This is a genomic window from Chitinophaga tropicalis (assembly GCF_009758205.1).
Classification (GTDB): domain Bacteria; phylum Bacteroidota; class Bacteroidia; order Chitinophagales; family Chitinophagaceae; genus Chitinophaga; species Chitinophaga tropicalis.
Map to the genome: position 1 here is coordinate 160507 of NZ_WRXN01000007.1, position 24060 is coordinate 184566.

The window sequence follows — 24060 nt, forward strand, 5'->3', positions numbered from 1 at the left end:
TGATTAAAAGGTGGCGTTCAATCCAAAAGCAATACTTCTGGTAATGGGCTGAGCATAGATATTACCGTATGTTTCCGGATCAAAATACCCATCGTAATTGCTGCCAAACACAAAAGGATTCCTTGCTTCTACAGACAGTCTCAGTCCACTGGATCTTATTCTGCCGGCAATGTTTGCAGGCAGTGTATATCCCAGGCGGATACTATTGATACGCACGTAGCTTATTTTTTTAGCAAAGATGTCCAGTTGCCTGTAGGAGTTTGCAGGGTCCTGTCCGTTCATCCAGAGATAAGCCATCCACCGGTCTCCGTTATAACTTTCTTTACCGAATGCAGGGGGCAGACCGTTCAGTGATCTCGTATAATTCAAGCCCCTATCCAAAGCCGCAGGATTGTAAGCTGGTGTGCGCTGACGCCACTGGTCCAGGTTAAACAGGGCTGATATAGCCAGGTCAAAGCCTCTCAGGCGGAAGCGGTTGGTCAGGCCTCCGGTAAACTTAGGGTCGGTATCGCCTGCATAAGTGAATAAGCTTTGATATGCTTTAGGCGTAAGACGTGTGCTCAACAATTCGCGTGGGAAAATGTCTGCATAAGGATCGTACAGCTGGTAGAATTCTTCCAGGGAAAGGGTCTTGTCTCCCTGACGGAATTGGGGAATGCCGTTAGCATCCAGCCCTGCGGTCTGCAATACAAAGAGTGCATTGACAGGGTAGCCTTCTTTGGAGGGCATAAAATCGCTGGCGCGTACCTTTTGTCTTTCCACTCTGCTTTTGTTGTGGGCGATATTGAAATCGGTCCACCACTGAAAACGGCGGGTGCTGATATTCCTGGTAGAAATGCTCAGTTCAAGGCCTTTATTGGAGATACGGGCGAAGTTGGAACTGGTATATTCAAAGCCATTTTCCAGTTGCAGCGCTTCGGTACCGATCAGGTCTTTGCTTTTCCTGTTATAATAATCGAAGGTTACCTGGATAGCATTGTTCAGCAGTCCCAGGTCCAGGCCTGCGTTAAAAGTGCTTGTCTTTTCCCATCTCAGTTTATTGTTGGGTGGACTTGTCACGATAATGCCTGTTTCGCTATTGCCTGGCAATATGGTTGTATTACCATAGGTACCGATGATATAGGGCGAGGTATTCTTGTCGATGTTGCCCTGAAGACCATAAGAGCTGCGTACACGGAGGTTCGAGATCCAGTCCACGTTCTTCATGAACCTTTCTTCAGAAGCGTTCCAGGCGCCTGATATGGAGTAGATCGGCAGGTATTTGTACTTAGGATCTACTCCAAACAGGTCTGAACCGTCATAACGGAGACTTCCGTACACGGTGTATCTACGGTCGTAGGTATAGGACAGGGTGGCGTAAGCCGAAGCAAATGCGTTTTCTACAAAGGCTTTGCGATAAGCGCGGAAATTGGCATTGTTGGCCATGTCTGCATTCGGGAAGACAATGTTCTGGGTGGTCATTGTGCGCTCATCATAACCAAAGCCTTTGCTATAGATATCGGTATTTTTATTTCTTCTCAGTTCAGAGCCCAGCAAGGCGTCAACTTCATGTTTACTGTTAAATACCTTATTGTATTCAACAATATTTTTCCAGTTGTACTGGAAGAAAGAAGTGTTTTGGTTCTGAATGGTACCACCTGTGGGCAGAAAATACTCATACCGGCGTGTAGTGGAGTTATAGTACCGGGTAGACTCTTTCAGTTTGCGCAGGAAGTAGGAGTTAACACCGGCGTATTGTTCGATACCGGTTTCATCAAACTGAAGGCCTAACTCGGACCGTACTTTCAGCCCCGGCAGTACCTTATAGCTGGCGGTGAACAATCCTTTCAGGCTGTTATTTTTCAGTGTATACCTGGTGTTCTCTCTTTCTTCAATAATGTTGAAGGGAATATATACATCGCCGGAAAGGTTGCTGGTGCCGAAAATATCCTGGTCATACATAAAGTTGCCATTGGCATCCTTTACAGTGAGATAAGGATTCACGTTGCGGGAGTAACGGGAAGGACTTGTATAGGCATCTACTTCGGTGAGATAATTCTTACGGTCTGATCTTGCCCCGAACAGGGCTGCTCCGAAGCTCAGCCTGGGAGAAATATTAAAATCTGTTTTCAGTGTGACATTATAACGTTTCAGGCCGGTTCCAATGGTGGTACCTTTTTCGTCATAATAGCCGCCGGAGAAATAATAGTTCACCTGGTCGCTGCCACCAGATAGGTTAAGGCCGTATTGCTGGTTCACAGCGGTCTGGTAAAGTTCTTTGTTCCAGTCGGTATTATTCTGCCGCAATGCGTTAATGGCTTGTTGGGTGGGGGTGCTAAGACTGTTAAAACCTCCTGTCCTGAAGTTTGACAGCTCGTCAGCCTTATTCAATATCCTGGCAATGGCGCCCTGGTTGTCACGATAGGTTAGGTTAGGATCTGCCGCCAGTGCCAGTTCAAAGTCTACTTTCTCACTTGCATTCATCAAGTTCAGTTTACTGAAATCGGGGCGTTCGGCAATGAAGGTATTGGAGCTGAAGCTTACGGATACAGGCCCTTTTTTTCCCTTTTTGGTGGTAATGACAATGACGCCGTTGGATGCACGTGCACCGTAAATAGCGGTAGCTGCAGCATCTTTCAGTACAGTGATGTCTGCGATATCGTCAGGGTTCAGTCCGGCAATAGGAAGGTTACGTAACTGGTCTATATTGTTCTTGTCATAATCCAGCGGCAGGTTGGTGCCTTCCAGGGGAATGCCGTCCAGTATCCATAGCGGATCTTGTCCGGTCAGCGATGCGGTACCGCGGATCCTGATCTTAGGGGCGGCATTAGGGCCTCCATTCAGGCTGGTCAAAGCCACACCTGCTATCTGGCCTTCCAGCATCTGGTCAACCCCTGACACGCCTGTTTGGCGGATCTTATCATAATCTACCTTTGCTGCAGAGGTAGTGTTCTTACGGCGGGATATACCGGTATAACCGTTTACGATAACGGCGCCCAGCATGTTATTGTCGCCACTCAGGCGGATAGTCACGCCTTTTTTACTGGCAATGTTCACCAGCAGGGTGTTAAACCCGATACAGCTCACTTTCAGATAAGTGGTACCGGCCGGCACTTTCAGGCTGAAATGGCCATCAGCATCAGTTACCGCCCCAATTACCGAGTTTTGGATCACATTAGCTCCTGCCTGTTCTCCGACAGGTGGTTTATCAATAAACACAGAGGCGCCAGGTATAGGTTTACCATTCTCTTCTGACAACACCTGTCCCGTGATGGTTGTCAGGTCCTGAGCAAAGCCGGTAGAGATGCTTACCAGCGGTAGAAGCAGGAATAATAATAGTCTGCACATTTTTGATAGAAGTCTGCACATTTTTGCAAGATTATGAATAGTTATGGTTGATTCAACTGTAAATGTTGTCTGATACGTAAAATCAGGTCCAGATAATGATTCCGCGTATCTGTATCTCCTTTGTCCCTGTTTCGTTCCAGCACCTGCAGTATGGCGTACAGTTCACCTCTTTTGGCGGCAGCCACTCCTGAGGTTCTTGTCATAGCGGTTACATAAATATTCCGCAATGAAGTGGCTTCGGCTTTCTCTCCAAAGGCTCGGGGAGTAAGGTCACAAAGCTGAGGCAGATTGCCTGGTTGATTATGTCCCTGTATATTTAACGTTGCTGCAGGTGTCAGTGCTTTTTTGCTGATCTTCTCCATCATCTTATCAGCGCTTACGATCAGGGCATCCACATAATTTTGCTGTGTCAGTCTTTCGTTGAGCGAGAGTGACCGTCCCATTATAGTGGGTGTGAATACGGTCTTCCGGCAGGCTGACAGTAAGTCTGAGACTGTAAATACTGCCTGTTTGCCATAGATAGATTCCATTTCCAGCATGCGTAGCAACCTTTCGTCGTTCAGCAGGCTGTAAAGCAAGCCATACTGCTGTTCACGTTTCATGTCGTAAGGGCCATATTCAAATGGGCCCAGCGGTGTATCTTTTACTGCAAAACTGTTTCCCAGTATGGCGGCATTGAACAGCCATTCAGGTATAGTGAACAAATGTTTTATGAGGAAATTCAGCGCCTGCTGCTGCGTGTTTTTCGGAACAGGTGTATAAGCTTTCTTTCCATCGCCCTGTACCGGATGCTCCAGATAGTAGCCACCAATATTGGCTATTACATGGTCATTGTAAGTATTCCATTGCCAGATGGCCGCCATATACAATTTACCCGCCTGGTAATAAGTTTCTCCGGGAGCGGTAGTCCATTCGCTTATTTGTGGTATCAGCCGCCGGAGGTTCCGGAGACCGTATTCGCCCGCCTTCATGGCATTATCTCCCAGGTCTTCAGATTGTGACCTGGGGTCAATGATATTCTGGCCGCTTTGCTGTTCACCGTAATGATAGAGTGGGTCGTGTGCATGTGCAGCAATCCACTGCTGTTGTATCTTCAACGCCTGCCAGGCAGAAGTGGTATCGCCCAGCCAGCGGTAGCCCCAGGCAATGGCATAGCGGTCATATACCCCTATGCTGGGCGTAATAGCGGTTACCTGATCTTCCGGCTGAGCTATATAATTAAACCGGGCATAATCCATAATAGAAGGTGCTGTACCTCCCATGCGTGCTGTAAAGCTGCGTGAACGGAGGGAGTCTACAGGGAAGGCTGCCGAAGCGCCCATATTGTGTTTCAACCCTAAAGTATGACCGATCTCGTGTGCGGCTACAAAGCGGATGGCATTGCCCATTTGCTCTACGCTAAACTCGTTCTTCCTGGCTCCGGTGTCAATGATGCCGGTTTGTATGCGCATCCAGTACTGAAGAGAGGTCATCACGTTATGCCACCAGATAACGTCGGATTCCAGGATCTCGCCGGAGCGGGGATCTACAACGGCAGGGCCCATGGCATTCGATTTTGGGGAAGCTGCATAGGTCACTACGGAGTAACGTACATCATCCCCGTCAAAATCGGCGGTGTCTGTTACCAGCCTGGCTTGTATAGCATTCTTAAAACCAGCAGCTTCAAACGCTTTCTGCCAGTCGTTGATGCCAGCCATAATATATGGTCTCCATTGTGAAGGAGTAGATGGATCTATATAAAAAATGATAGGCCGGGCGGGTTCTACCAATACACCCGACAGGTATTGGGAACGCTCTTCAGTCCTGGGCTCGAGCCGCCAGCGGGTAATCAGTTCACGATGTTCCATTTTCTGCTGAGTATCAGAGAAATACCAACGTGGAGTAGTAAAGAAACCTATGCGATTATCGGCAAAACGTGGCTGCATCGGCTTTTCCGGTAACAGTAGCAGGTTGGTTGTTACCTCAACGCTCACAGCGATAGTGTTTTGTCCTTCCGTTACAGAAGTGCTGAGCAGCGACCGCACCACTACATTCTGCGGAAAGCTTTTAATATGTTCGATGCCTGAGAGGGAGGTTTTGGGGCTTGTACCAAGGCCAATATCTGTAAAAACATCATTAAAGCTTTTCTCCGACCCGTCGAACACTTTATTCACTTTGACCACTACAGCGGAAGAGTCGGGGTTATAAGCTTCTACTTTGAAGTTTTCGATTACAGAACCGATGAAATTATCTTTTACCGATTGGGCAATGGCGTCATGTGCAGGCGCTTCAGCCTGTGGTACAATCGTTTTTACCCATACCGTACTTCCTTTGCCATTCAGGCTAAAGCGGATAACCTTATTGTTGGTATTCATTCCTTTGTTAATCCCCGCTTCATTAATGGCTATGGGTACAGCGGAAATTTTGTTGACCAGCAGAAAGTCTTTCTCCATCAATGAGAGGGGTATCTCAAAGTAATAATCTGTTTCGGACTGATGTATCTTAAAGAGCCCTTCTGACGTTTTGGCCTTCTTCAGCAATGACTGATAGCTCTTCTCTGTATTTTTCCGTGTACTATCCCTGGTATCTTTGAGTGGTGTGTCCTGAGCCTGCAGACCTGATATTAAAAAGCAGTATAAGGCAGTTATAAGCGAAATCTTTCCCCAAATCATAACCTCCAAAATGGTCATTATCCGGGAAAAAGGTATGCCTGGAGCGATGAACTGGCGGCTTCAGAGGAGTGAAAGTGCAGTTTTGCAGAGTGAAATTTCCGGGAAGGTTATTTGCTGGCAGGCAATACAGGCAGGTAACATTTAAAATAGCTTCCTTCCACGCCATAGCGGAACTGCTGGTTTCCCAGGTAACTATAAATGCTTTGCAGGTAATACAATCCCTGGTTGCCTGATCCTTTTACATCTTTACGTAATTGCAGGTTATTGGTTATTACGATATGATCGTCTTCGCTTTGTATACTGATCTGCAACGGCATTTCTTTAGAAACGATATTGTGCTTTACCGCATTTTCGATCAGGGTCTGGAGACTTACAAAAGGGACCTGCCGCTGCATGTGCTCATCTGAAATCTGTATTTCCAGTGGCGCCAGCGCCTGGCCGAACCTGATCTTCAACAGGAAGAAATATTCATTGGCGAAATGCAGTTCGGCAGCTACAGTGGTTAATTTGTCAGGATAAGCATCCAGCACATAGCGGTATACATGGGAAAGTTTCATTACAAAGGACTTAGCCAGCTCCGGCGATTGCTCTATTAAAGCATTCAGAGAGTTCAGTGAGTTGAACAGGAAATGCGGGTCTACTTTATCTTTCAAAGTATTCAGCTGTAACAGCGCATTGTGTTTCTGCTGTTTTTCGGCTATCAGTCCCAGTGTTTGTTTTTCTGCCAGCAGCTCCTTCCGTGTGAGCTCTGCCTGCTGGCGCAGCACAAATTCTTTCTGCCATTTTGTTTGCGCCCAGGCAATGAGGGCAAGTATGATAATGCCGGTGGATATGAAGAGCAGGAGCATGTATTTCTCTATCGCTTTCACATCTTCATCTACAGCCAGCAGTGGTGTATCTACTACCAGGGTCCATTGTGTGCCCGCCAGTTGCAATGGGGTGTAATACCGTAATACAGGCAGTTGCAGGTAAGATGAGGTGACGGTTTCATAACTGGTAATACTATCTCCCAGCCGCTTTCTTCCTGAGACGGGAAGCGATGTAGTCAGCATCTTCTCTCCTATCAGCTGTTCTTCGGGATGTGATATATACACGCCCTGCTGGTCTGTGATAAAGGCATAGGCCCTGCCGGTAGTATCTACGCTCCATAGATGGTGTTGCAGTTGCCGGAGGTTTATATCCAGCCCTGCTATCAAGACAGATGAATCTGCCAGTTGATACTTTGAGATAGTCAGCCAGTGCAGGGAGTCTGCGATGTTGACAATAGCGTTACTATTGCTGCCCGATGCAGCCAGCAGTTGGAGCTGGTATTGCTGCAATGGCAGATGTTCATAGTGATCACCCTGTTTGCGTACAGCACTTTGGAGTGTGTCCTGCCCATTAACCAGGATATAAAAGCCATCATTGATATATGGGTGATTGAGCAGCAGGGCTTCAACAGAAGGCAGGTTTTGCTGAAGTGCTGTTTTGTTGGGTAACTGCTTTACTACAGGTGCGATATCATCCAATCCTTTCAGGAAGCTATGGAATTCGTTCTTTATGACCGTAGATTTCAGTTGATAAACCTTTGTAGCCATGTCAATACTGATTTGCCGCGTACGTTTACCGGATTGCACAGATATGAAGATGCCTATAATGGCAAAGCAGATGAATATCAGAATACCTGTGATAATAAAATATCTTGACCTGTAGATCTCCGGGAGCATGTTTATTTAATTGTACCTAACTTCCGGACAAAAATAAAGCCTGTAAATCAGAAATTTGCAGTTTCTGTTGATCTGCCTCCAATTCCACTTAAATTATTATCTTCCGCAGACATTTAATCCACCTCTCTCCCATGGAGATACATGATTCAATTCTAAAAAACATCGCCAAACATATTTCTCTTTCCAAGGAAGAAGCGAACTATTTTACTTCCCTCCTGGTTTATAAAGAAGTGCCCAAAAAGACAAGGTTGTTGACTGAAGGGCATATTTGTAACCAGTTAAGCTATATTCACTCCGGTGCATTACGATCATACTGCCTGGATAAAGAAGGTAAAGAATCGACCATTATGTTTGCTGTAGCTGACTGGTGGCTGACAGATATGTACTGCTTCCTGAATGAAAAACCGGCTATGATGTATATAGAGACAATTGAGGATAGCTGCATCTTAAATTTAAGCAGGGAAAATTTTGATAACCTGTTAAATAAAGTTCCCAGGTTTGAACGTTTTTTCCGAATACTGTTTCAGAACGCTTATACGCGGGAGCAGCTGCGCATTATAGAAAATCTTACACTCACCGCAGAAGAGCGTTACTTTCGGTTTATAAGTAAATATCCGCAAATTGCAAGCCAGGTAACACAAAAACAAATTGCATCTTATCTGGGTATTACACCTGAATTTCTGAGTGCTATCAGGAAAAAGAATGCCCGCGGGAAAATTTCTTAATCTACCTTAAGCCTGGTTTGCCGGTTTCTTTTTTGCTTTGTAAAAAAATAGCCCATGTTAATTCTGATTGCCGGCCCTTACCGAAGCGGGACCAATGATGATCCTCAATTGATGAAACAAAACCTGGAAAAGCTTGAATCAGTTGCTTTGCCTCTGTTCCGGAAAGGGCATATTCCTTTTATTGGAGAGTGGATAGCATTGCCACTAATTCATCTTGCAGGCTCCCAAAAACCGGGTGATAAAGCCTGGGAGGAAATACAATACCCGGTGGCACACCGTATGCTGGAAAAATGTGATGCTGTTCTCAGGCTGGAAGGAGCATCTAAAGGAGCCGATGAAGATGTAAGGAAAGCAAAGGAAAGAGGGCTGAAAGTTTATTACAGTGTGGAAGAGGTGCCGGATGCGGAAGAAGGGGAATAAATCCGGAATTTACAGTTCCGGAGGATATTCTGTAAACTTCCGGATGTAAGATAGGTTTAGCATTAATTTACGTGAGATTACTTATAAAAAGTATGTGAATTATAGCATTCTCATATTCCAGACAACAACATACAAACACAATCTATTGATTATCATACAATAAAAAACAATCTCAAAAAAAGTTCCTCCTGCGCAAAAAGACTGCGCAGTTGTGCTATCATCTTTGTACTGTCAATAACAAAAACGACAGGTTATGAAGTTCAATTTATCAACAAACGCAGCGAAGGGGACAAAGAACTATATGGGTGCTACCGCATACAGGCTGACTCCGGAAATGGAGCTGTACACTGCTGTGGCAACCTGCGTGGTAGATGACTCTTACTATGAGAAGCAGGAAGAAAGGCTTGACCGTATCAGGCAACTGATTGCGCAGTGCTCACCAGCGTTTGTTGCTAAACTGGCTATTTACGCACGTAAGGAAATGAACCTTCGTTCTATACCGGTTGTATTAGCTGTTGAATTGGCGAAGGCCACTTCGGGAAATAACCTGGTAAGCAAAACAGTTAATGGTATTGTACAAAGAGCGGATGAAATAAAGGAGATACTGGCTTATTACCAGATTGCGAATAAAAGAACTGAAGCGAAAAAATTAAACAAACTGTCTAAGCAGGTTCAGAAAGGATTAGCTATAGCATTCAATAAATTTGACGAATACCAGTTCGCCAAATATAATACTGCTGCCGAAGTGAAAATGAAAGATGCCTTGTTCCTGGTCCACCCTGAAGCGAAGGATGAAGCGCAGCAGGTATTGTTTAATAAAATAGCGAAGGATGAATTGGCAACGCCATATACATGGGAAACAGCGTTATCTGAACTCGGTAAAAAGACATTTGCAAGTGAAGCAGAAAAGCAACATGCCATAGCAATGCAATGGGAAGAGCTGGTAATGAGCGGAAAGCTGGGCTATATGGCCTTATTGCGTAACCTGCGCAATATTCTTACAAAAGGCTCTGCAAAAGCATTTACTGAGGCTTTAGCAATATTAACGGATGCAAATAAAGTGAAGAAGGCGAAACAACTGCCATTCAGATATTTATCTGCGTTTACAGAGATTGAGAAAGTAACATCAGAAATTGCATTTGAAGACCGTTCCGAAAGAATAGCACTGGCAATTGCAGCATTGGAGAAAGCATTACTGATTGCCTGTGATAATATATCTGTAAACGAAGGGAAAACTGTAATACTGTCTGATAACTCGGGAAGTATGTATGGCGATGCAGCTGGTAAATCGTTAGTATCAGCTATGAGTAACCGTAAAACAGCGGATATAGCCAACCTGTTTGCAGTATTGTACTGGAATAAAAGTGATAATACTTCTATTGGTCTGTTCGGTGATCATTTAATACAGCCTATGTTAAACAGGAAGTCCAGCCTGTTTGAAAATTTCAAACTGATCAATTCCGAAGCGAAGAAATGCGGACCGTCTACAGAGCGTGGTATTTTTGAATACATGGATAAACTGATCTCTACCAAAACAATAGCAGATCGTATTATTATCTTCTCCGACTGCCAGGTAGGAGCAGGTTGTAACTGGTATGACCATCGTGGTAACAGAGGAGATAATTTCAATAAATTATTGAAACAATACCTTGTTATTAACCCGGCCGTTAAAGTATATAGTGTAGATCTGAAGGGATATGGTAACAGCTTAACCAAAACGGAAAATAAAAATACTGTGCTGGTAAGTGGATGGAGTGAAAAGATATTTGATATGATCCATTATATAGAAAACGGATCGACAGTGGTTGATCAGATCAATCATGTAGAACTATAGAACAGTAATATTTAAACCGGTGTCGTAGAAAAGGATTTCTTCGTTTAGGTAAATAAGTGCCTTTTCGACTTATTACCCGGTTTATCTCTTTAAATTTTATAAGTGTCGTAGAGTAGAGTTACTTCGACTGAGGATCGGGAGGTTACAGGTTCGAGCCCTGTTTCCGCAATAGTTGCGGAATAGCTCAATGGTAGAGCGCCACGTACTTTACTCGTCTTTTACCTTATAATTTCAATTTATATAGATCGTCTTATAAAAGACGATCTATATTTCTTTTAAGCATTTATGGACCAGGCACCGGTCTGTAACAACATGCTCAACCAATCTTCAAGGTGCCATGTTGCAGTTAGCTTACCATCCTTCAGGTAATGAAATTCATGCAGCGCAATTGTCAGCTTTTTATGAGTAGGTTCAATTCCCATGAATTTGCTGCTATGAGTAAAAGACATCTCTGCCCTTACCCCGGCACGTTCATGGGAGCCAAAGATCTCATGGACTTTAACGGCTGCATCGGGGAAGGCCTGGGTGAACATCCGTACCAGTTCCTTATACCCCTGGGCTCCTTCCTGCTGGCCGGGAGCAAGTGGGATATCCTGCCAATCTGCCGATAGTATATGATCTACCTTGTTGTAATCTCTTTTATTGAAGACATCATAGAAGTCATGTATGGTATTAATTTCTTCCTGTGTAAGCGCTTTAATGAAAACTTCTTTTGTATGATCGTTTGCCATGTGATACTATTTAATATTTAGTTTACTGATACTACTATCTTGCCAGTTGCCCTGCCGCTTTCTACAATGCTTTGCGCCTGCGGCAATTCATCAAAGCCAAACACCTGTGTAACTTCAGGAAGGATATGATGTTCACGGATAAGTTCACCGATTTCAGCAAGTACTTTGCCGGAGGAATTGACAAACACTCCGACCCCGCTGACTTCTGCCGCCTGTAAGGGGGCTTCTATTGCAGATTGAAAATGTGGCTGCAGATAAATTAAACGGCCTCCTTTTTTAAGAACGCTGATTGAGCGGAGTATATGTTCAACAGAATTGATGGTATCAATAACCACATCTACTTTCTGCAGCTGTTGTTCAAATGGTTTTGCTGTGTAGTCGATAAATTCATCTGTTCCCAGGCCGGTAACAAAGCTTTTGTTTTTTGCGGATGCAGTTCCGATAACATATGCGCCGAGATACTTTGCAATTTGTACAGCAAAATGTCCGACTCCTCCGGATGCGGCATGTATTAATACTTTTTCATCCTGCTTTACCTGCCCTAATGTTACTACCGCCTGCCATGCCGTCATTGCAGCCATCGGAGTTGCAGCGGCGGCAATAAAATCCAATGCAGCGGGTTTATGCATAAGCTGACTGGCACCGGCTGCCACATAAGTTGCATAGGTGCTTCCCAGACCAGGCATGTTTATAAGCCCATATACTTCATCTCCCGGTTTGAAGTCTGTCACATCATCTCCGGTTTGTTCTACAACACCGGCAACATCCCAGCCTAAAATTACTTTCGGGGGGATATTCCCCTGGGTGATCATCCCCAGTATGTCTTTTGAATTCCGTACCTGGACATCGATAGGGTTAATGCCGATAGCTTTGGTTTTGATCAACACTTCATTTGTCTTAATGACAGGTGCAGGCAGCGTGGCTTTTTTCAGATTTTCAATACCGCCATTCTGTTCTAAAAGATAAGCTTCCATTGTTATTACGTTTTGTAAGGCCAAAGTTAGTAGCCCTGAAAACGCTCAGAAAGGCTGATTCAAACTGAAAATGGTGTTAATCAAACAAGTTGAGTATACTGTTTATGTTCGGAATTGATGAGGAGTGGCGGAGCTATTTTTCTTAAAGAATTTTATAAAGTTAGAGGTATCTTCAAAGCCGAGGCACCAGGCAATTTCAGAAATATTCCAGTTGGTATGTTTGAGTAAGGCCCTGGCTTCCGATGCTACCCGTTCGGCAATCAATTGTCTTGTTGTCTTACCTGTAACTTCTTTAAGCACCCGGTTCAGATGGTTGATATGTACATGCAGTTGCTCTGCAAACTCCGCCGGTGTTTTGAGGCGTACCTGCTGGAGGGTCGATTCGATAGGAAACTGACGTTCAAGCAGTTCCTGGAACAAGGATGTGATTCTCCGTCCTGCATTGGAGTCAGGTAATGCGACAACCGAAAGTGCCGGGCGGAGTTTAAGTGCCGTATGGATCATTTCGAATACCATGTTCCGAAGCATATCATACTTATAAGTGTATTCTGAGGCAATTTCATGGAACATTTTGTTAAACAACTCCATGACAAACGCCGCTTCATTGTCTGTAATATCGAGGATGGGAGTACCGCCCGGCTGATAAAGGGGGTACTCTTTAATGTTACCGAATCCTTTCATATAATCTTCAGTAAACACACAAAATGCGCCTGTAGGAATAGCTGTTGCGGGGGTCCAGTTATAAGGAATCTGCGGATTGGCAAACATGAGCATATTGTGCGTTACCTCATATGTATGGTCTGCATATTCCACCTGGTGCGGACCTCTGATCAGCGCTATCTTATAATAGTCTTTACGGCTGTAAGGCATGGGATATGCAGGCTTTTTGCCTGCGTAATCTTCCATGGTAAATACATTAAAATGACCTGTTTTACGAAATATTTCACTGGGAAGGATGCCCATCTTCTGGCGATAAAAGTTTTCCAGTGATTCAGTTGTTTCCATCATATCAAATTAATGATCTTTAAGTGTTAAGCCATTGCTCTGTTAGCGCTTATGATCTGACCTGAAAGCCATTTTGAGGCATCGGTGGCATAGCAGCACCTATTCCCCGGAATGCGCCGGTGATGAGTACAATTTTACCATTTAATATCTGCATAATCGAAAAATTTAAATGGCTAAATTAGTTGGAAGCTAGCCGGGGAAATGGTCCGAATCAAACAAGTTCTGGTATAAATGAAACATCTCATGCAACAAGCCGGGGTTAGCTGCGTCTTTATTCCAATAAAAGCCCAAACATGACTTCACGCAGGAATTTCATTAAACAGGCCGGAATGGCCACAGCCGGTCTGCTGGCGTCACAAATGCCATTAAATGCTTTTGCAGCTGAGGACGATAAAAGATTCCGGCAATTGCGGGAGGCAATTGCTGCGCATGCCAATTTCTTAAAAATTCCGGGGCTTATAGCTGCGGTAGTTGAAGATGGCCAGGTCCGTTTTGTACAAACTGAAGGTTTTGCCGATGCTGATAAAAAGATCCCGATGCGGCGCGATCACATTTTCCCCGTAGCTTCTGTTACAAAGACCTTTGCTGCAGTAACCCTGATGCAATATGAGCAGGAAGGCAGGGTCAGTATGGATGATTATATCCTGGACTATCCTTTTCTACCCGTTGGCTTTACACCTGAACGGTTGCAATCTCCGAATGTAAAGATCAAACATGTGCTGAGCCATACCTCTGAAGGTGAACCAGGATCGAACTACATTTACAATGGCGGCCGTTACAACTTCATTTATGGCGTTTTTGAAGCAATGAGCGGTAATACACGTCATTACGAAGCCTTCTCAGGTGAAGTGACCAAGCGTATTCTTCAGCCGCTGAAGATGAACGATACCCTTCCCGGCTATCCTTCTGATAAAAATAACCCGGCGCTGTCCCGGATCGTAACTACCTATTTCCGCGACCGCAAACATCAATCCTTTAATGCTAACCGGAATTTGCCGGACCAGACTATCCTTTATCCTTCAACGAATCTACTGACCACTGCAGATGACCTGGCAAAATACTGTCATGCTCTCGACAATAATATCCTGCTTACAGCGGAAAGCTATCGGAAACTTACATCACCCTTTGCAGCTTCTGACGGCCGGACCTACCCGTATGGCCTTGGCTGGGCAACACAGCAGGTGGATGGCCGCCCGGTTCACTGGCACTATGGCTATGGCGATTCATTTGCCGCATTACTTATACGCCTGCCCAGGGAAAAACTGAGCTTCATCCTGCTCTGCAACAGCACTCCTGCCTCCGAGGCTTTCTTTTTGGGTTATGGGAATGTGCTGAATTCTGTTTTCGCCCAGGCATTTTTCAAACACATTGTTTTCCGTCGTGATGACCAGTTTTCTTATGATGCGTTAATAAATAAACAAGTCACCGGTACAGATACTTTGTTCTATGATGAGGTTTTCAGCCAGGCGCTCATGCGCTATTACACAGAGCAAAACTATAATGAGCATAAGTCAGAGGCCGCTAAGCTAATACATTACCTTGCTGTAAATGCCCCGGCACGCTTTCAGAAAACAGATCTCTCTCTTATTTATCTGCTGTCTCAAATAGCAGATCCGGGGTTGAAGGAACAAATGGAAACTGCTATTGCAGCTTATGCTGACAGCAATTATTTCCATCCGCATATTCACGAGCGGATTGCAGGCTGGTATGAGCGCACCGGTAACTCGCAGGCGGCTAGGGATTGGTATCACAAACTGGCTGACAGCAAGGGTTATGAAGAACAGGGTGCGGTAAAAAGTGCGTGCAATATCCTGGGCAAATACTATCTGGCACAGGGTGAGAAAGAAAAAGGCAGGAATTACCTGTGGCGGGAGACTTTGTATAACCGGTATACGGACTCAGGTATTGAGGAGGCCAGCCGTCAGCTGACGGTCATGAAATCGAGGTAGAACAGTTTATTACCCTTATCTTTGAATTATATAAGGGTAGGAACTATGGCAGATAAATTAATTCCCATTGAATCCCTGGTGCAATTCTACAAGCGCACTGGCCAGGACATTCCACCGGATCTGGTTCATGAATCCGGCAGGGCTCATTTTAATGTTCGTGAAGCCGTTACGGCCACCCGCAAAACGCCTTTCAACCGGCGCGACTATTTCAAGATATGCCTCAGTGGCATTACAGGAGAAGGCAGTGGCATGCTGCTGTATAACGACCAGGAAATACCGCTGGGTCAGAGCTGCCTGATATTCAGCAATCCTACCGTGGCCACTTCCATAGAAATAACAGTGCCTTTTAACCGCTTTTATTGTTTATTCAACACCCCCTTTATAGAAGGACTTATTCCCCCGGATATACAATATGCCTGCCCTTTATTCAATCCTTCCCTGATGCCGGTAATACCGGTTACCCGTGAAGAAAGAGAGCGGATAATTATGCTTTTCCAGCAAATGCAGGAGCTGCAGGCCTCTGATTATCCTTTTAAATGGGATATGATACGCAATATACTGCAGCTGCTTATTCATGAGGGCATCCGTTTACAGCAAAGCCGCCTGGCGCCGGCTTCTGTGGTGCGCGACAGACTGGTGAATGACTTCTTCGCCCTGCTTAATCAGCAGTTCCCGGTAGATTCTCCTGAAACCCCTTTGAAATTGTTAACACCAGCACGCTTTGCCGACCTGCTGCATGTACATGTGAACCATTTGAACAGCGTTGTGAAAAAGCATACCAATAAAACTACCCGCGATATTATTCATGAACGCGTGATTGTAGAGGCGAAAACATTGCTGCGCAATACGAACTGGAACATAGCGGAGATTGCCTATGCGCTGGGCTTTGAATACCCGTCCCACTTTAATAAGTACTTCAAGCAGTTTACTACACAAACCCCGGTAGAATTCCGCACAGGAAGGAAACCAGTAATAGTATAAGTACCGTAAAGCTATCCTGACCCCTGTAAACATATTTGATTTGTATAACTATCTCTTTGAGTCATGCAATTGCCAAGGCAACAGGTCTTCCTAACTTTACACTTCCAATTAAAAAGATAAGTATGAGAAGAATTAATGAATCAAGAAGAGGTTGGACCACCATTATGGCATTGGCACTTCTTCCATTGTCGGGTTTTGCCATGGACGTGTTTATCCCGTCATTACCCGATATGGCCGTGCAATTACATGCTTCACCAGCCGCCATTCAGCTGACGCTTTCGCTCTTCATTGTCAGCTATGGTATTTCTCAGCTGATCGTAGGCGGATTGATAGACACCTATGGCCGTTACATTCCCAGTCTGGCAGCAATGCTGGTATTCAGTGTGTCCAGCTTCATCATTGCGTGGTCAACCAATCTGCAAACGATCTATGCCATGCGTATAGTGCAGGGATTTACAGTAGCGGTGATAGCCATAAGTAAGCGCGCCTATTTTATGGACCTCTATACAGGAGAAGCATTAAAAAAATATACAAGCCTGTTCTCTGTGATCTGGGCTATTGCGCCTATTGTAGCGCCTTTCCTGGGTGGATTTTTCCAAACAACATGGGGCTGGTCTTCCAACTTCATATTCCTGGGGTATTTCGGACTGGCATTCTTTATAATCGAAGCGGCCATTGGTGGTGAATCGATGAAAGCTGCTCAGCCGCTGAGCGTCAGCTCAATGGTGCAAACATATAGTAAAATGATCAGGACGCCGGATTTCACTTCGGGCATTGTGGTACTGGGGTTGACCTATGGTATGGTATTGTTGTATGGGATGTGCAGTCCGTTCCTGATCGAGCATCAGTTACATTTCCCCGCAACAATAACAGGTTATTGTTCCTTGTTCTCGGGACTGTCAATGATGATAGGCGGGTCGGTATCGAGAATACTGGTGAATAAACCATTCTCCAAAAAACTGATACTGGCTAATATTGCACAGTTGTTTGTGGTAGTTGTTATGATACCGCTGACAATGTACTACCACAATTTATTTACGCTGTTAATATATGTTTTCCTGCTGCACAGCACAAGCGGTTTTATCTTTAATAACCTGATGTCGTATTGCCTGATCCGCTTCCCGCAATATGCAGGTAAAGCAAGTGGTTTAACAGGTGGTGGATTTGCGGTTGTAACTTCTATACTCAGCTCTTTTATGGTAAAGACCATTTCCATTACCAGCCAGGCAGCACTTGGTCTGGCGTATGGTATTATAGCCGTTATCGTATTCCTGTTTTTAATAAGAACGAAATGGATAGGGTCAGAAAAGGAAAAAGGTGAAATGGATGATGCAGATGACAACGGGACGGTTTGGGCAGAAGAATACCCACATAAGGCGACGGTAAGGGAAATTCCGGCCAGCTAGTTCCTGATGGCAGCCATGTAATAATTGGCATGAGTATTATGCTATTAATTGCATGGGACTGACTAAATCCAAAGGGAAACGATTATCTGGCCGCACACCGAAGCCAACCGGCCGCAAAGCAGCGAACCCAACAACAAATAAAGGTGTTAAATCTGCTTTCCCAAAGAATGTGAAGCCAATGCTGGCCACATTGGTTGATCAACCCTTTGAGCAGGAAGGATGGCTCTATGAAGTGAAATGGGATGGTTACCGGGCAATAGCTTTAAGTAATAAGGGGCATGTGGAACTAATTTCCAGGAACAACAAAAGCTTTAATGAAAAATATTATCCTGTTCATCAGGCTATTGAGGAATGGGGCATAAATGCAGTAACAGATGGGGAGATCTGCGTGCTTAAGGAAAATGGTGTTGCCCACTTCGGTTCGTTACAGAACTGGCGTAGCGAGGCAGATGGAGATCTTGTCTATTATGTTTTTGACCTGTTATGGCTGAATGGACGGAATTTGATGGACGTTCCCCTGATTGAAAGAAGGGAGCTTCTAAAGTCCATTATGCCGAAAAGTGACATTATCCGATACAGTGAAGCATTTGATACCTCTGCCACAGAATTTTTAGCTGCTGCGGCTCAGCTGGGCATGGAGGGTATCATTGCAAAGCAGGCTGACAGCGTGTATGTGCCAGGTAACCGGACCAGAAGCTGGCTGAAGATAAAGACAAATAAACGTCATGAAGTGGTGATTGGCGGCTTTACAAATAATGAGGATTCTCCAAAGTTATTCAGTGCATTACTGGTAGGTGTTTACAGGAAAGGGAAACTGGAATATACGGGTAAAATAGGCACGGGCTTTAATGACAAAATGCAAAAAGAGATGTTGCAGCAATTCAGGCCGTTGATCAGTAAAACCAGTCCTTTTTCCGGAGAAATAGACGTCAATAAACCTTCCCGCTTCCGGCCCAATCCTCCCCATGCCACTGTTACCTGGTTAAAGCCCCAATTAGTATGTGAGGTAAGTTATACAGAGATCACGGAGGATGGCGTTATGCGTCATTCCAGCTTTGAAGGTATGCGCTCAGATAAACCGGCGAAAAAGGTGGTTGCAGAGACTGCGTTTGAAGCCAAAATGGTGTTAAATGAAAATGAAGGTACGAAGGCGAAGCAACTGTTAAAGCCATCAAAGAAAAATGAAAGGAAGTCTTTATTAAATCCGACTGAAAAAACGCAGGTTAAAAAGATCAATGGCAATGAACTGACCTTTACCAATCTATCGAAGGTCTTTTGGCCGGATGAAGGCTACACCAAGAGAGATATGCTGAACTACTATTACCAGGTAGCTTCATACATTTTACCATATCTGACAGGGCGCCCCCAATCAATGAACCGGTTTCCAAATGGTATAAAAGGACATAGCTTTTATCAAAAGGACGTTACCGGCAAGGCGCCGGACTGGATAGCACAATTCCCTTACCGTACAAGTGAAGGAGAAGACAAGAACTTCATGGTTCCCGAAAACGAGGCAGGGCTGCTATATATGGCAAACCTGGGAGCCATAGAAATGAACCCATGGAACAGTACCATAAAAAAACCGGATAACCCCGACTGGTGCCTGATTGATCTTGATCCGGACGAGGGAAATTCCTTCAGACAGGTAATTACCACCGCTCAAACGGTCAAAGAGGTATTAGACGAACTTAAAGTACCGGGTTATGCGAAAACTTCAGGGTCTACCGGCATTCATGTTTATATTCCTCTTGGTGCCAAATATAATTACGACCAATGTCAATTGTTCGCGAAGCTGATAGCCACAGAGGTGCATAAACGGCTTCCCGGCTTCACCAGCATTGAACGCATGACAAAAAACAGGAAAGGTAAGTTGTATGTGGATTATTTGCAGAACCGCCCAAAGGCTACATTGGCGGCCCCCTACTCTCTCAGGCCCAAACCAGGAGCAACAGTCTCTATGCCGCTACATTGGGACGAAATCAAACCTGGCCTTAAGATGAAAGACTTCACTATAAAGAATGCCGTTGCACGAATAAAAGCGGAAGGAGATCTGTTTAAACCTGTGCTTGGCAAAGGTATTGATCTGCAAAAGATACTAAAAGGCTGGAACGTTCATTAAAAAGCGGAGTTAAATTAATATATAAGGGAGGCGGAAATAGTCAGCCTTCCTGCAGTTCTGATCTTAAAATGGAAAGAGGGCACTTCAGTTTGGAGTGACCCTCTTTTTGTTTTTCTATTCTTCCTGTTCTAAACGTGGAGGAATTAATTTATACAACACAGGCGTTACGATCCTGGAGAGTATTGTTGAGCTTATCAGTCCTCCGATTAATACAATTGCCAACGGTGCTATGAGCGGATTAGGATTCAGCGCAATTGGAAGCAATCCGCATATGGCGGTTACTGAAGTAAGCACAACGGGCAGGAAACGTGTTTCACCAGCTATATTAATTGCTTCATCTATGCTGTATCCTTCTGCCCTGAGTTGATTGGTAAAATCGACAAGCAACAGAGAATTCTTCACCTGAATACCTGACAGGCCAATGAAACCAATAATAGACACCAATGACATTGGGTTGCCGGTAAATAGTAAAAACAACACTCCTCCTAAGATTCCCAGTGGTATGATTGACAGCACAATAATAATTCCTTTAAAGGTTTTGAACTGTAACAGCAACACTCCTATAAAAAGAAATCCGCTGAGTAATATGACTGAAAGGAAGTTGCCACCCAAAGCATCACCTTCTGACTCTGCTTCTCCTGATAACTTATAATAATATCCGGATGGCAATTTTAGTTTATTAAGTTCAGGAACAATGTCTTTCAATATATCGTTTGCAAGCACATTCTCTTTTGTTAATGAAGTTACCTTGGCAAAGCGGGACTTATTAAAATGATTAATTGCTGTAGGAGATGTTTCAAAAGAAATTGTTGCAATCTGATCAATCTGAACCGGAGTTCCCTGGATGTTATTTACATACAGGTTCCTGAGTGCGTTAAGGTTTGAAAACTTCTCCCTGGGAAGTGTGATAACCACATTCCGGGAATCGCCCCGGTCGTCTATATAGTCTCCGACGTTCAATCCGGCTACAGCCATGCGGATCACTTTATCCACATCGCTGGTGAGCACACCCAGTGTTCGTGCTTTTTCTTTGTCAATTTTAATTTTTACATCCGATTTATATGCGTTCAATTCATTGTTTATATAAAATGTACCGGGATGTTTACGCAGGATCTCTTCCACTTTAAACGAAAGGGAGCGTAATGTATCCTGGTTCTCTCCAAACACTCTTACTACAATATTGGCTTCAATAGGAGTTCCCTGTTCGAAATCTTTTACTTCAATCCTCGCGTAAGGAAAATCTTTAAACTTATTCCTCAGTTTTTTAATTAATTCCTTTTTTGATCCCGGGCTGGCCTCTTCATCCATTTGTACAAAGATCTGGGCAAAATCCGGTTTAACATCCTGCTGGTGTACGTTATAATATATCTGGGGATTGCCTTTGCCGATATTAGCTGTATAATAGACAATCTCTTTGTGACTTTTCAGCTCACGTTCCACCAGTTTGGTCACACGGTCGCTTTCAGGAATATCTGCCTGTAATGGCATTTTTATATTCACAAGGAACATGGGTTTTTCTGATGTGGGAAAAAGTTTAAAGCCAGCTAATGGAAATAATAGAAATGCGAGGACGCTTAATCCTATTGATATAGCAATAGTCACTTTGGGCCATTTTAAGGCTATTGACATTATGCGGCGATAAGAGAAGCTTAGAAACTTCTGCAAATTCTTCAGGAAGAAATTGCCTTCACCATGAGTGTGTGTCTTTAATATCCGGCTTCCGATAAAGGGTACCAGCGTCAGCGCTACTATCATAGACGCAAGTACGCTTGATATTACTGCCATAGGCAAGCTTCTGATAAATTCACCTGCAACATCGGGTAAGAATGCAAGTGGCAGAAACGCTATTACCAAAGTAGCCGTGCATCCTACCACTGCTACCCCGATCTGTTTGGTCCCTTTCAAAATAGCATCTTTTTTTGAATGGCCTTCTCTGAGCCACCGCTCAATATTTTCTACGACAACGATGCTATCATCAACCAACAATCCCAATGCTACCACGAGACCAACTATACTTAACTGATTCAGGGAGTATCCTAACAGGTTCAATGCGATCAGGCCCAATGCGAGTGAAAGCGGTATAGAAATCATTACAATAACAGATGCCCGGAATCCCAAAGGCAACAGTGTGATAACTACTAAAAGGATGGCCAATGCAAAGTCGAAGCCTAAATGTCCCAGGCGCTGGGAAACCATATCAGCCTGATCGAAATTTTTGACCATTTTTATGTTTGCCGGTAATTCTTTGCCAAACTCTTCCAGCACGGGCATGTATTCTTCCTTTACCTTGCTTATGTTTACATTATCTTTCATTGCCGCTGTTACAAGTACGCAACGATGCCCATTCAAACGCGTAATATGGCTAACAATGCCATCTTTATAACTAACATCGGCAACATCTTTCAGGTAAATGATCTTTCCATTAGCATTGTAGATAACAGTGTTGGCAACATCTTCTACGTGCTTAAATTTACCGCTTGTCTTTACATTAAAGACCTTACTGTCCAGGTTAATGCTTCCTCCGGGAATATCGGCTGCTTCACTTTGCAGGCTGCCTATTACCAGGTTGAGCGGTATTTTTAAACGGGCCAGCTTATCCAGCTGCATATCGATCCGGATTTCCTGTTCCGGAGTTCCGGCATATTTTACCTCTTTGAGATCGGTTATTTTTTCCAACCGCGTTTTAAGTATATCTGCATTGTCTCTAAGCGTTTTGCCGGAAGCAGTATTTGAGACCAATGCCACCTGTAAGATCTTTACATCGGAAGAGGAAATCTTTTCTGTTTTAATCAGGTAAATATCCTTTGGAAGTTCACTGTTCTTTAAGGCGTTTATTTCTGTAGATATTTCCTGATACTTATTATCTACATCGACACCATATTTGAATTTTGGCTGGATGGCAGCTACGCCATCCTCTATTGAAGTGAGTACCTTATCTATATTTTCAAGTCCGTATATTTTGTTTTCAATGGGTTTTACCACTTGTTCTTCCATATCCTTAGGACTGGTGCCCGGGTAAATGACGGTTATCAGGTACTGCGGAGGATGGGTGGTAGGATCTTCCGAGCGGGGCATGGTAAAAAGTGTAAGCAAACCAACTACCGCAACAAGAAGAAATATAATCAGCGTGAACTGATAATTCTTAACGGAAAAATTTGTGATCTTCATGTTCTTATTGGTTTACGGAATGATTTTGATGGTAGATTGTTCGTTGAGGTAGGCACTGTTGGAAACAACTATTTTGTCTATTCCATCAAGTTTGTTTTTGAGATATACCTTCTCGTTATCAAATTTTAAAATAGTAACCGGTATCTTCTTTACTTTGTCTGTACCAATTGTTGTGAACACAAAGCCTTTGTCGCCATCGGGTTCTACTAATGAACTGTACGGAATAACAAGTGCGTTTTCCTGCTGGCTTGTTGTTATTTCGGCTTTTCCGAACATACCGACAGCCGGTACTACTTTACCTAATTTTAGCTTTAGCTCTACCTGGAATGAGCCTATTTCCTTGTCGGCAGCCTGTAATTTCCGGAATACAATGGCGTCAAATGTCTGACCAGGATAACCATCTAATATAACTTTAGCCATCTGGCCTGGTTGAATAGCTGCCCATTCCCGGTCGGTTACACCCATTTTTAGCAGGTAACTGTCATTTTGCTGTGTGGAGTTAGTAAGTAGTACTGGCATGCCACTACCAATAACTTCTCCTTCACTCGCCACTTTTTCAGTTACAAAACCATCAGATGCGGCATAAATCTTTGAGTAACGTTCATTAAAGGCTGTGGCCTCTTTAGACTTTTGGGCCACGTCCAGGGCGGTCTTAGTGTTCTGCAATTGTTCCAGTGTAAAAACGCTGTCTCTATAAAGGCTGGCTGCCCGGTTATAATCGCGTTGAGCTTTATCTACGCTGAGGTTGGCCTGAGCCAGGCCCGCCGATATTTCTGTTGAGTTTAATGTAGCCAGCAACTGGCCTTTTCTGAAAAATTGCCCTTCTTCTACTAAGATCCGGCTAATAACTCCGCCTATCTTAAATGAATAATTTGCTTCGTTTTCGGTGCTGACCAGGCCGGTAGCCTGTATAGAGCCGGGCACTTCCAATGCTGAGACAGGAGCTATCTTAACAGAAATGATATCTGGCTCACCGAGTGGATTTGTATTCTTGTGCTGTTCTTTGCAGGAGAGCAAAAGACATATACATGCAGCGAATGTTACTTGAATTTTTTTCATGTTAT

At 44.2% G+C, this 24060-nt stretch carries 15 protein-coding genes; 7 read left to right on the forward strand and 8 right to left on the reverse strand.

Going from position 1 to position 24060, the window contains the following annotated elements:
* Window positions 1–3: 3 nt before the first annotated feature.
* The 3 genes from GO493_RS17290 to GO493_RS17300 form a co-directional block, all read right to left on the reverse strand.
* Window positions 4–3348: a SusC/RagA family TonB-linked outer membrane protein gene (locus tag GO493_RS17290; protein ID WP_198315745.1), complete on the reverse strand. Its 3345-nt coding sequence runs from the start codon at window positions 3346–3348 to the stop codon at window positions 4–6.
* Between the two features lie 20 nt (window positions 3349–3368).
* Window positions 3369–5978, reverse strand: coding sequence for a zinc-dependent metalloprotease (locus GO493_RS17295; RefSeq protein WP_157307475.1), 2610 nt, complete (start codon window positions 5976–5978; stop codon window positions 3369–3371).
* A 107-nt stretch (window positions 5979–6085) separates the two neighbouring features.
* The gene (locus GO493_RS17300; RefSeq protein ID WP_157307476.1) at window positions 6086–7555 is read right to left on the reverse strand and encodes a histidine kinase; all 1470 of its coding nucleotides are present in this window, start codon (window positions 7553–7555) and stop codon (window positions 6086–6088) included.
* Between the two features lie 260 nt (window positions 7556–7815).
* On the opposite strand from GO493_RS17300, the gene GO493_RS17305 reads away from it, so the two are divergent.
* The 3 genes from GO493_RS17305 to GO493_RS17315 all read left to right on the forward strand — a co-directional run bounded on the left by GO493_RS17305 (window position 7816) and on the right by GO493_RS17315 (window position 10663).
* Window positions 7816–8409, forward strand: coding sequence for a Crp/Fnr family transcriptional regulator (locus GO493_RS17305; protein ID WP_157307477.1), 594 nt, complete (start codon window positions 7816–7818; stop codon window positions 8407–8409).
* Window positions 8410–8463: 54 nt separating this feature from the next.
* A complete protein-coding gene (locus GO493_RS17310; RefSeq protein WP_157307478.1) occupies window positions 8464–8829 on the forward strand; it encodes a DUF4406 domain-containing protein in 366 nt (121 codons plus the stop codon).
* Between the two features lie 253 nt (window positions 8830–9082).
* Window positions 9083–10663: a TROVE domain-containing protein gene (locus GO493_RS17315; protein WP_157307479.1), complete on the forward strand. Its 1581-nt coding sequence runs from the start codon at window positions 9083–9085 to the stop codon at window positions 10661–10663.
* A gap of 275 nt (window positions 10664–10938) precedes the next feature.
* Here GO493_RS17315 and GO493_RS17320 read toward each other — a convergent pair whose 3' ends face one another.
* From GO493_RS17320 to GO493_RS17330, 3 genes are all read right to left on the reverse strand, one after another.
* Window positions 10939–11394: an ester cyclase gene (locus GO493_RS17320; RefSeq protein WP_157307480.1), complete on the reverse strand. Its 456-nt coding sequence runs from the start codon at window positions 11392–11394 to the stop codon at window positions 10939–10941.
* 17 nt (window positions 11395–11411) lie between these two features.
* Window positions 11412–12368, reverse strand: coding sequence for an NADP-dependent oxidoreductase (locus tag GO493_RS17325; RefSeq protein WP_157307481.1), 957 nt, complete (start codon window positions 12366–12368; stop codon window positions 11412–11414).
* 102 nt (window positions 12369–12470) lie between these two features.
* Window positions 12471–13376 (reverse strand): helix-turn-helix domain-containing protein, encoded by a 906-nt coding sequence (locus GO493_RS17330; protein ID WP_232538883.1) that lies wholly within the window; start codon window positions 13374–13376, stop codon window positions 12471–12473.
* A gap of 290 nt (window positions 13377–13666) precedes the next feature.
* Here GO493_RS17330 and GO493_RS17335 point away from each other — a divergent pair, with 290 nt between their 5' ends.
* The 4 genes from GO493_RS17335 (at window position 13667) to ligD (ending at window position 19828) form a co-directional block, all read left to right on the forward strand.
* On the forward strand, window positions 13667–15322 hold the full coding sequence (locus GO493_RS17335; protein WP_157307643.1) for a serine hydrolase domain-containing protein: 1656 nt from the start codon (window positions 13667–13669) through the stop codon (window positions 15320–15322).
* 45 nt (window positions 15323–15367) lie between these two features.
* Window positions 15368–16303, forward strand: coding sequence for a helix-turn-helix domain-containing protein (locus GO493_RS17340; RefSeq protein ID WP_157307482.1), 936 nt, complete (start codon window positions 15368–15370; stop codon window positions 16301–16303).
* Window positions 16304–16425: 122 nt separating this feature from the next.
* Window positions 16426–17709 (forward strand): MFS transporter, encoded by a 1284-nt coding sequence (locus GO493_RS17345; protein ID WP_157307483.1) that lies wholly within the window; start codon window positions 16426–16428, stop codon window positions 17707–17709.
* A gap of 52 nt (window positions 17710–17761) precedes the next feature.
* Window positions 17762–19828 carry a DNA ligase D gene (gene ligD / locus GO493_RS17350; RefSeq protein WP_232538884.1) on the forward strand — a complete coding sequence of 689 codons (2067 nt, stop codon included), beginning with the start codon at window positions 17762–17764 and terminating at the stop codon, window positions 19826–19828.
* A gap of 114 nt (window positions 19829–19942) precedes the next feature.
* Here ligD and GO493_RS17355 read toward each other — a convergent pair whose 3' ends face one another.
* Both GO493_RS17355 and GO493_RS17360 read right to left on the reverse strand, forming a co-directional pair.
* Window positions 19943–22996, reverse strand: a complete 3054-nt coding sequence (locus GO493_RS17355; RefSeq protein WP_157307484.1) for an efflux RND transporter permease subunit — start codon at window positions 22994–22996, stop codon at window positions 19943–19945.
* A gap of 12 nt (window positions 22997–23008) precedes the next feature.
* Entirely contained in the window at window positions 23009–24055 is a 1047-nt protein-coding gene (locus GO493_RS17360; protein ID WP_157307485.1) for an efflux RND transporter periplasmic adaptor subunit, read from the reverse strand.
* Window positions 24056–24060 lie beyond the last annotated feature (5 nt).